The organism is Mesorhizobium sp. M7A.F.Ca.US.006.04.2.1 (genome assembly GCF_004022915.1).
In the GTDB taxonomy this organism is placed as follows: Bacteria; Pseudomonadota; Alphaproteobacteria; order Rhizobiales; family Rhizobiaceae; genus Mesorhizobium; species Mesorhizobium ciceri.
This window is the reverse complement of sequence record NZ_RZQA01000160.1, coordinates 1-9,292: the sequence shown is the minus strand read 5'-3', so window position 1 is coordinate 9,292 and position 9,292 is coordinate 1. Positions and strand designations below refer to the sequence as shown.

Below are 9,292 nucleotides of genomic sequence, written 5' to 3'. Positions count from 1 at the left end.
CGTTGGAGCCGGAGAAGGCGGTCGGTGCCGAGCGGGCAGGGGCGCCCGATGGGGCCGCAAAGCCTTTCGGATCGTTGCCGCTGACGCGCGACACCAGCTTCACCGGCGAGGCGCCACGGGTCAGGCCCTTGGAGACCGCATCGGTCTTGCCTTCGCTGATGCCACGGCCAAGTGCGGTGTTGGAAAAGTCCGACTGGTCGACATGAGCGAGATCGTTGCGGCCGAGGTAGGAGATCGCCAGCTCGCGGAACACGTAGTCGAGGATCGACGTCGCGCTCTTGATGGCGTCATTGCCCTGCACCATGCCGGCCGGCTCGAACTTGGTGAAGGTGAAGGCGTGCACATATTCGTCGAGCGGCACGCCATATTGCAGGCCCAACGAAATGGCGATGGCGAAGTTGTTGAGAAGGCCACGCAAAGTCGCGCCTTCCTTGTTCATGTCGATGAAGATCTCGCCGAGACGGCCATCGTCATATTCGCCGGTGCGCAGGAAGATGGTGTTGCCACCGATCTTGGCTTTCTGCGTGTAACCCTTGCGGCGGCCGGGCAGCTTTTCCTGCTCGCGCGACACGCGCTCGATGATGCGCTCGACGATCCGCTCGGTGATCTGTGCGGCACGCGCTGCCGCAGGTGCGGCGAGCAGCTGCTCGACGGCTTCATCCTCATCGTCCTCGCCATCGGCGAGCAGCGAGGAGTTGAGCGGCTGCGACAGTTTCGAGCCGTCGCGGTAGAGCGCGTTGGCCTTCAGCGCCAGCTTCCACGACAGCATGTAGGCGCCCTTGGCATCTTCCACCGTCGCATCGTTGGGCATGTTGATGGTCTTCGAGATGGCGCCGGAAATGAAGGGCTGTGCCGCCGCCATCATCTGGATGTGGCTGTTGATCGAAAGCGAGCGCTTGCCGATCTTGCCGCACGGGCTGGCGCAGTCGAACACGGCGAGGTGTTCGGCCTTGAGGAACGGCGCGCCTTCCAGTGTCATGGCACCGCAGACATGGATGTTGGCGGCCTCGATGTCCTTGCGGGAGAAGCCGAGCGCCGGCAGCATCTCGAACGAGAAGTCGTTGAGCTGCTCGTCGGTGAAGCCGAACGTCTCCTTCACCCAGTCGGCGCCGAGCGTCCACTGGTTGAAGACGAACTTGATGTCGAAGGCCGACTTCAAGGCTGCGTTGAGCGCCGCGATCTTGTCGTCGGTGAAGCCCTTGGCCTTGAGCGCGCCGGGATTGATGGCCGGCGCCTGGTTGAGGTTGCCGTGGCCGACCGCATAGGCCTCCATTTCGGCGATCTGGGCTTCGGAATAGCCGAGCGTGCGCAGCGCTTCCGGCACGGCGCGGTTGATGATCTTGAAATAGCCGCCGCCGGCCAGCTTCTTGAACTTCACCAGCGCGAAGTCGGGCTCGATGCCGGTGGTGTCGCAATCCATGACCAGGCCGATCGTGCCGGTCGGCGCGATGACGGTCGCCTGCGCGTTGCGGTAGCCATGCTCCTCGCCGAGCTCGATGGCGCGGTCCCAGGCGGCCTTGGCGTGGGTTGCAAGGTCCTGCTGCTTCAGGTCGGAAGCGACGAGCGGCACCGGGTTGACGGCGAGCTTTTCGTAGCCCTGCTTCTCGCCATAGGCGGCACGGCGATGGTTGCGCATGACGCGCAGCATGTTCTGGGCATTGCGGTCGTAGTCGGCGAAGGCGCCGAGTTCGCCGGCCATCTCGGCCGAGGTGGCATAGGCCATGCCGGTCATGATCGCGGTGAGTGCGGCGCAGATCGCGCGGCCTTCATCGGAGTCGTAGGGAATGCCCGACGTCATCAGCAGGCCGCCGATATTGGCATAGCCGAGGCCGAGCGTGCGGTATTCGTAGGACTGCTTGGCGATCTCCTTCGACGGGAACTGCGCCATCATGACGGAGATTTCGAGCACGATGGTCCACAGCCGCACCGTGTGCTCGTAGGCTGCGATGTCGATCGTGCCGTCGGCGTTGCGGTAGGGCAGCAGATTGATCGAGGCGAGATTGCAGGCCGTGTCGTCGAGGAACATGTATTCGGAGCACGGGTTGGACGCCCGGATCGCACCGGCGGAAGCGCAGGTGTGCCAGTCGTTCATCGTCGTGTTGAAATGCAGGCCGGGATCCGCGGACGCCCAGGCGGCGTAACCGATCTTTTCCCAGAGATCCCTGGCCTTCAGCGTCTTCAGCACCTTGCCGTCCTTGCGGGCGGTCAGGTGCCAGTCGGCATCGTCCTCGACGGCACGCAGGAAATTGTCCTTCAGCGACACCGAATTGTTGGAATTCTGGCCCGAAACCGTGAGGTAGGCGTCCGAATCCCAGTCTGTGTCGTAGGTCTTGAACGACATCGAGCTGTAGCCCTGCTTGGCGAACTGGATGACGCGGTAGATGTAGTTCTCCGGCACGGCGGACTTCTTGGCCGCCTTGATCTCGCGCTTCAGCGCGGAGTTGATCGACGGATCGAAGCAGTCGTCGCCATTGCCTTCGCAGTTGACGCAGGCCTTCATGATCGCTTCGAGATGCTTCTTGACGATCTTGGAGCCGGTCACCAGCGAGGCGACCTTCTGCTCTTCATTGACCTTCCAGTCGATGAATTCCTCGATATCGGGGTGGTCGGCGTCGACAATGACCATTTTCGCGGCACGGCGCGTCGTGCCGCCCGACTTGATGGCGCCCGCCGCGCGGTCGCCGATCTTGAGGAAGCTCATCAGGCCCGACGAGCGGCCGCCACCGGACAGTTTTTCGCCTTCGCCGCGCAGCAGCGAGAAGTTGGAGCCGGTACCGGAGCCGTATTTGAACAGGCGCGCTTCACGCACCCACAGATCCATGATGCCACCCTCGTTGACGAGGTCGTCCTGTACGCCCTGGATGAAGCAGGCATGCGGCTGCGGATGCTCGTAGGAGGATTTCGACTTGGTCAGCTTGCCGGTGAACGGGTCGACATAGAAGTGGCCCTGGCTCGGGCCGTCGATGCCATAGGCCCAGTGCAGGCCGGTGTTGAACCATTGCGGCGAGTTCGGCGCCACGCGCTGGGTGGCCAGCATGTAGGCAAGCTCGTCACGGAAGGCGCGTGCGTCTTCTTCCGACGCCTTGAAGTAGCCGCCCTTCCAGCCCCAATAGGTCCAGGTGCCGGCAAGGCGGTCGAAGACCTGGCGGGCGTCGATCTCGGAACCGTAGCGCTCGGCTTCCGGCAGCTTGGCGAGTTCCGCCTCATCGGCGACGGAGCGCCACAGGAAGGAGGGGACGTCGTTCTCTTCGATCTTCTTCAGGCGTGCCGGAACACCGGCCTTGCGGAAATATTTCTGTGCCAGGATATCGGCTGCGACCTGGGAGAACTGCGCCGGCACGTCGATATTGTCCAAGCGGAACACCACCGAGCCATCCGGATTCTTGATCTCCGAAAGCGCCTTGCGGAATTCGATCTCCGCATAGGCGGACTGTCCTGGCTTGGTGAAACGACGCTCGATGCGCATTGGTCCGGTCCCTTTTGTCTATATGTAGCGCTTTTCCCCAGGGATTTCTGCCCCCGATGCGAAACGCGCATGTCCGCCGTCTGCCGGCGTTCGAAAACGGCCGGCTCTCCATTTCGCAGCCTCCGCCGGCCCTGCTGGTCAAACTCCTTGCGAAGTGCCTGTCCAACGTGCCGACGAACCCACGGGTCCCTCAAAACTGATTTTTTTCCGATTCCCTCGGTCGAGGGAAATTCACACTATCTAGCGTCGAACCTACCTGCAAACACTAAATATAGTATTAACAGACAATTTATTCAAGCCCGACAATTGTCCCTATCGACCCCAACCGCCCCACAATTCCAACGCTTCCGCCGGCCTCGTAACCAGGCGGAAATGCGAGCAAAACGCACATAATCCGGGAAAAAGACCGGGCTCAGAACTTTCCGGTCGCACTCTCAACAGGAGCGCATGGCCTATAAAAGGCGACTCGTTTTGCGCCGTCAAGGATTCGTTTGCGTAGCTTTTGTGACCCCAACATCTTGTGTGTCACATATGTGGATAACGGGGATAGAATGCGGTGCGGCGATCGCAATTTTGCCGTCACCAGGCAATCCGGACGCGGCAACGATCCAAAGCGTCGTGCCTGAATGGATCAGCCGTAGTGCAGCCTGGGTTTTGGCTCGGTGCCGGTGAACTGCACCCCGATACGGTCATTGCGACGCCAGCGGACCTCACACCGATAGGCAATGCCGTCGAGCGGCACATAGAGAAGGAAGCGATCGGGAACCCGGGCTTCCAGCGGTATCTTCAGTTCGGCTCCGCCTTCATGTTGATTGCGCAGCGTGCAGCCGACTTCCGAATTCGAAATTCCGGTGATGATCGACCCGCCCTTGAGCACGCGCGGACGATGCTCGCGCTCAGGCTCGTCGGACTCGTTTGGAATTGGATTTGCGGGATTCGCCATCGATCAAAAAATACCAGAGCTGCCGAATCCTACCTTTGATTCCTTAGCAAAGCATTCATGTCGATGCGCGGCAACGCGTGTCCAGCCTTTGCAAGCCAGTCCCATTTTGCAAAGAGCGCGGTGTGGCCGCCCGTCAGGAGAAGCTGTGCGGGTCGGCGCAGAAATAGGCGATGATCTGGCAAAGGTCGGGTTCGTTGACCATGCGCACCGCTTCGCTTGCACGGACCCATTTGCGGGTGCGTGAGCGTTTTTCCTTCCAGCGGTCCGCGACTTTGTCGACATGCAGCGGAAACACCAGGACCTCGCACGGGACTTCTTCGCCGGAAGCCAGCGCCTTGGCGTAGAAGTAACGGCCGGCTTCAAGATGAGAGACACGGCCGCGTAGCCCGGCCTCCTCGCCGGCTTCGCGCGCCGCGGCCTCGCAGAGCGGCTCCCTGGCCTCTGGCCAACCCTTGGGCAAAACCCAACGGCCGGTATCGCGGCTGGTGATCAGCATGATTTCGACGCCGTCTCCCGTGTCGCGCCAGGGCAGGGCGGCAACCTGCAGGCGGCACGGCGCGGTGCCGAAGAGCCGTCGGACCCTTTCGGCCAGATGATTGTGTGTCGTTGGCCTCGTCAACATCGAAGAAGCTAGCCCCAGCCTCCGGAATCGTTTGCCGTCTCACGAATCTTACGGCTAATTGTCGGCAATAAAAGTAAAAAATTTCATTCGCCTGGCCAATTTCCGCCAATAGACGTCGATTTCGCGAAATATCCGGCTCTGCCGGACCTGTTTGCGAAAGCAAATCCATCCCCGGTGCAAGCTGCTGGTCTGTAACAGGGTAGTTGCGAATCAGCCGGCGTGGTCGTCGGCGATCGGCTTCTGGTAGGTGAAGCCCATATCCCACGGGAAATAGATCCAGGTGTCCTGGCTGACTTCGGTGACGAAAGTATCGACCAGCGGCCTGCCTTTCGGCTTGGCATAGACGGTGGCGAAATGCGCCCTGGGCATCATCGCGCGCACGATGCCCGCCGTCTTGCCGGTGTCGGTCAGGTCGTCGATGATCAGCACGCCGGCGCCGTCTTCGGCGAGCAGGGCAGGGGTGATCTCCTTGAGGACCTGCAGCTGCCCCTGGCTGGTATAATCGTGATAGGAGGCGACGCAGACGGTTTCGATGACGCGGATGCCAAGTTCACGCGAGATGATCGCCGCCGGCACCAACCCGCCTCGCGTGATGCAGACGATCGCTTTCCATTGCCCTTTGTTGGCGCCGGCAAGCCGCCAGGCGAGTGCGCGAGCGTCGCGATGGAACTGGTCCCAGGAGACCGGAAAGGCTTTTTCGGGAAGGGACATGTCGCGCACTCCACAGCACGCGGGGATCGCGCGCAAGAAAACAGGGGAATGCGCGCGGAATTAGCTGGAAAGCCCCCATCTTGGCAAGAGCAGGGGCCTTGGCAAGGCAAGGGCCAGCGATCGCCGTGGGCTTACCGCGACAGGAAGGCTGCCACCGGCGCGGTGCGCAGAACGCTGCGCGTCACGCCGCCGAACAGAAGCTGGCGCAGCCATGAATGGCTGTAGGCGCCGAGCACCAGCAGATCGGCGCCGGTCTCCGCGATCCTGGTCTGGATGATGTCATCGACCGAACTGCCGCCCGACTGCTGCACCGAGACGCTGACGGTGGCGCCGTGGCGCGACAGCGCTGCCGCGATTTCGGCGCCGGCGGCCTCCGGGCTGTCGTCGAGCGTTTCAGGAGGGTCGATAACCAATATGTCGGTCTTCTCGGCTTCGATGATGAAGGGCAGCGCGTCGAAGGCGGCGCGCGCCGCTTCCTTGCTGCCGTTCCAGGCGAGCAAGACGCGTTTGAAGGTGGTGATCAGCGGACCCTCGTGCGGCACCATCAGCACCGGCCGGCCGGCATCGTAGACCAGCGTGTCAACGTCCGCGCTGGAATCGCCGCCCGTTTCGCGCTGCGCTGCTATGATCAGGTCGGCGGCCCGCACGCTCGAAATCCCGGTCAGCGCACTGTCACCCGAAAAGCTCTCCAGGCTTCGCCACTCGAAGGAAAGACCGGAATCCTCGATATGCCTGAGAAACAGCGTCCTTAATTTCTCGGCCCGTTCCCGGTTCATGTCTGCCGAAACCTGCAGGAATTCGGTGTCGGGAAAGCCTGTGGCAGAGGTGTAGGGCACGGGAAGCGTTTCGGCGTGGATGCCGACCAGATGGCTCTGGAACCGGGTGGCGAGCGGAATGGCGCAGTCGAGCACGCGCTCGGCGTCCTGCTCGTTCTGCAGAATGGCGACGATGGTTTTGAATCGCATGACAATCCCTCAGTTCACGAGCTGGCGAACTCGTGCCGGGGAAACGTTGCAGCGTCGTGCTTTGTTCCGGTCTGGACCAGATCAGCCGGGATTGCTGGCGAAGCCGGCGACCATCGCCTCGACATCGGCGCGGGCAGCGTCCAGCGCCTCCTGGTTGCGGGCACGCACGACCAGTTCGGTCCAGAACTTGCCATCGCCATATTTCGGATAGGAGCCGATGATCGTATCGGGATGCGCTTTCTGGATATCACCCAGCGGCCCCCCGATGAGGCCTTCGCCGAACGGGCAGGGCACGGTCGCCGACAGCATCTTCGTGCCGGCCTTCAGCGTCGGCACGACATTGTCGAGCATGGCCTGGAAAATCGACGGCACGCCAGCCATGACGTGGACGTTGCCGATGCGGAAGCCAGGCGCGACCGACACCGGATTGTCGATGAGATCGGCGCCGCGCGGCATCCGTGCCATGCGCTTGCGGGCCTCGGTATATTCGATGCCGCGCGCGGCATAGCTTGCTTCCAGCATGGCATAGGCCCGGGCATCGTATTCGCAAGGCACGCCAAAGGCCTTGGAGATGGAATCGGCCGTGATGTCGTCATGCGTCGGCCCGATGCCGCCCGTGGTGAACACATAAGTGTAGCGCGCGCGCACGGCGTTCACCGCCGCGATGATCTCGTCTTCCTCGTCCGGGACGATGCGCACTTCCTTCAGGTCGATGCCGATCGCCGTCATGACGTCGGCGAGATGGCCGATGTTCTTGTCCTTGGTGCGGCCGGACAGAATCTCATCGCCGATGACGAGCATGGCAGCGGTCACGATTTCAGGCATGGGAAGCTCCGGCAAGCGAGTGGCCCGGGAAGGCGAGTGGTCTGAGATAGCGCGGCGCGGCGGTGGCCGCAATGTCATCTCCGCGGCGCCGGCTTCCCTGCCCGACTACATGACCGCCGGAGGTGGATGGCTCGGTCGAAGCCAACTCGTTTCCACACCATGTTCTGCGATAACGTGGCGGTCGAGCAAGATCTCGGCCGCATCGAGGGGCCCAACGGCAAGGGGCACGTGCCGCAATTCGTGGCCGCGGAGCGAACCGCCGCATCCATCGAGCGCATCGCCGGCCGGGCTGATCGGGGCCTCACCTCAGCTTCACGACAATTTCAAGGAACCATTCGGCTGACTACCGGGTTTTATGAGTGTCGCACCAAAGCGGCTAAGATACGGAGTGATTCAATGGTTACAAAACTTCTCGCAGCATCCGTCCTGACGATTGGTCTCGCCACATCGGCGATGGCGCAGTCACTGGACGACAGGTACTCAAACAATCATGACTGGTGGCTGTTCGGTAACAACGACCAGACAACTGTCGACCCCTACACCACGGGAAGCATCAGTGACGGCTCCGGGTTGAACACTCAAGGCAACACCGGCGCAATAGGCCCATGTGCCCACAACACACCAGGCCCGGACGCTAACGCAGGGCAAAACGTCAACGATCAGTATTGCGGCAAATAGCCAGAACGCGATTTCCGAAAAGCGCACGCCGATTTTCTGGAAATCCATGTTCGAGGGCTAGTCCGCAAGGACAGCCGCTGGCCGCTGGCGCGTCCTCTCTCCGGACGGCGCTGCGGTCGGCGCTCCGTCGAACCGCTCCACATCAACCGCGACACCGATCAATCCGAGACTTCTGTCTGCGGCCGGTCGCGGCCGTCGGCCAGTTCCTCATGCCATTTTCCCTCGGCGTCCTCATACTGGATGCCGTCCGTCGCTCCGGCGACCTGCTGCTCGGCCGAGGCGATTTCGGCGGCGCGCAACGCGTCCTGATGCGTCGGAAACGTCTCGGAAAAGGTCGCTCCGACCTTGTAGGCCCAGCCGCCGTCATGTTCGACGATCTTGTAAGTCAGCTTCGCCATGAAAAACCTCCGGTTGAAAGGTCCGTCTGCTCAATGCAGTCGGTCGTCGGGCAGTCTGTCGTCGGGCACCAGCACTTCCGATTCCTTGGCGGCTTCAATCAGCGCCCGGCGCGCATCTGCTGTCGAACGATAACCTTCCAGCACTTTGAGGCAAGTGTCGAGGGCATCACGATGGCGCGGGCCGCGATTGAGCGGCCACACCGTCATCAGGCACTCCGCGGCCTCCTGGGCGCTGCGGATGTGGCGATATTTGCCGACGTGGCCAAGTTCGACGACGACCGGCACTTCAAAAGGTTTGTTGTCCATCATGGCCGCAACGCAAAGCAGCCAATTTGGTTGCAACCATGGCCGTCAGCCTGCGCCCAAACGTCTCAGAGGCTGTTTGAAGGCTCTACAGCGCCGTGTCGGGAGCGCGAACCGTTCAGCCCGCCGCCTTCATCCAATGCTGCATCGTGGTCACCGAACGGGCAAGTTGTGGCGCCGGGTGGATTGTCTCGCTGAATGTCGCCGCCGCACGCCACCCCCAGCGCGGATCAGCCAGGAAGGCCCGCGCCAGCGCCACCATGTCGGCGCGGCCCTCGGTGACGATCGCTTCGGCCTGCTTGGGGTCGTCGATCAGGCCGACGGCGCGGGTCGGAATATCAGCGCCCTTGCGCACCGCCTCCGCCAGATGCACCTGATAGC

At 62.2% G+C, this 9,292-nt stretch carries 9 protein-coding genes and 1 pseudogene; 1 reads left to right on the top strand and 9 read right to left on the bottom strand.

The features are described 5' to 3' along the window. From EN925_RS11320 to EN925_RS11295, 6 genes are all read right to left on the bottom strand, one after another. A partial coding sequence (locus EN925_RS11320; protein WP_128336539.1) for a vitamin B12-dependent ribonucleotide reductase occupies positions 1–3,466 on the bottom strand: 3,466 nt, incomplete at its 3' end. 631 nt (positions 3,467–4,097) lie between these two features. Continuing rightward, positions 4,098–4,409 carry a PilZ domain-containing protein gene (locus EN925_RS11315; protein WP_013532019.1) on the bottom strand — a complete coding sequence of 104 codons (312 nt, stop codon included), beginning with the start codon at positions 4,407–4,409 and terminating at the stop codon, positions 4,098–4,100. Positions 4,410–4,542: 133 nt separating this feature from the next. Further along, the gene (locus tag EN925_RS11310) at positions 4,543–5,031 is read right to left on the bottom strand and encodes an NUDIX hydrolase (RefSeq protein WP_013532018.1); all 489 of its coding nucleotides are present in this window, start codon (positions 5,029–5,031) and stop codon (positions 4,543–4,545) included. Positions 5,032–5,241: 210 nt separating this feature from the next. Continuing rightward, complete coding sequence (gene gpt / locus EN925_RS11305) at positions 5,242–5,742, bottom strand: xanthine phosphoribosyltransferase (RefSeq protein WP_013532017.1); 501 nt, start codon at positions 5,740–5,742, stop codon at positions 5,242–5,244. 131 nt (positions 5,743–5,873) lie between these two features. Then, positions 5,874–6,707 carry a universal stress protein gene (locus tag EN925_RS11300; RefSeq protein WP_128336537.1) on the bottom strand — a complete coding sequence of 278 codons (834 nt, stop codon included), beginning with the start codon at positions 6,705–6,707 and terminating at the stop codon, positions 5,874–5,876. A gap of 81 nt (positions 6,708–6,788) precedes the next feature. Continuing rightward, positions 6,789–7,532 carry a competence/damage-inducible protein A gene (locus EN925_RS11295; RefSeq protein WP_127368224.1) on the bottom strand — a complete coding sequence of 248 codons (744 nt, stop codon included), beginning with the start codon at positions 7,530–7,532 and terminating at the stop codon, positions 6,789–6,791. Positions 7,533–7,658: 126 nt separating this feature from the next. Here EN925_RS11295 and EN925_RS40670 point away from each other — a divergent pair, with 126 nt between their 5' ends. Further along, positions 7,659–8,210 carry a hypothetical protein gene (locus EN925_RS40670; RefSeq protein ID WP_245460894.1) on the top strand — a complete coding sequence of 184 codons (552 nt, stop codon included), beginning with the start codon at positions 7,659–7,661 and terminating at the stop codon, positions 8,208–8,210. A gap of 158 nt (positions 8,211–8,368) precedes the next feature. Here the strand turns inward: EN925_RS40670 and EN925_RS11285 are convergent, their stop codons facing one another. The 3 genes and pseudogenes from EN925_RS11285 to EN925_RS11275 all read right to left on the bottom strand — a co-directional run. Then, positions 8,369–8,608, bottom strand: a complete 240-nt coding sequence (locus EN925_RS11285) for a DUF2188 domain-containing protein (RefSeq protein ID WP_013532013.1) — start codon at positions 8,606–8,608, stop codon at positions 8,369–8,371. 30 nt (positions 8,609–8,638) lie between these two features. Further along, the gene (locus EN925_RS11280; protein ID WP_013532012.1) at positions 8,639–8,917 is read right to left on the bottom strand and encodes a DUF982 domain-containing protein; all 279 of its coding nucleotides are present in this window, start codon (positions 8,915–8,917) and stop codon (positions 8,639–8,641) included. 112 nt (positions 8,918–9,029) lie between these two features. After that, positions 9,030–9,292: pseudogene (locus tag EN925_RS11275) on the bottom strand (oxidoreductase); the annotation flags it as partial.

Excerpts from the sequence above, each read along its gene's own strand:
- EN925_RS11315 (WP_013532019.1), bottom strand. The coding sequence starts at position 4,409 with ATGGCGAATCCCGCAAATCCAATTCCAAACGAGTCCGACGAGCCTGAG.
- EN925_RS11310 (WP_013532018.1), bottom strand. The coding sequence starts at position 5,031 with ATGTTGACGAGGCCAACGACACACAATCATCTGGCCGAAAGGGTCCGA.
- gpt (WP_013532017.1), bottom strand. The coding sequence starts at position 5,742 with ATGTCCCTTCCCGAAAAAGCCTTTCCGGTCTCCTGGGACCAGTTCCAT.
- EN925_RS11300 (WP_128336537.1), bottom strand. The coding sequence starts at position 6,707 with ATGCGATTCAAAACCATCGTCGCCATTCTGCAGAACGAGCAGGACGCC.
- EN925_RS11295 (WP_127368224.1), bottom strand. The coding sequence starts at position 7,532 with ATGCCTGAAATCGTGACCGCTGCCATGCTCGTCATCGGCGATGAGATT.
- EN925_RS40670 (WP_245460894.1), top strand. The coding sequence starts at position 7,659 with ATGGCTCGGTCGAAGCCAACTCGTTTCCACACCATGTTCTGCGATAAC.
- EN925_RS11285 (WP_013532013.1), bottom strand. The coding sequence starts at position 8,608 with ATGGCGAAGCTGACTTACAAGATCGTCGAACATGACGGCGGCTGGGCC.
- EN925_RS11280 (WP_013532012.1), bottom strand. The coding sequence starts at position 8,917 with ATGATGGACAACAAACCTTTTGAAGTGCCGGTCGTCGTCGAACTTGGC.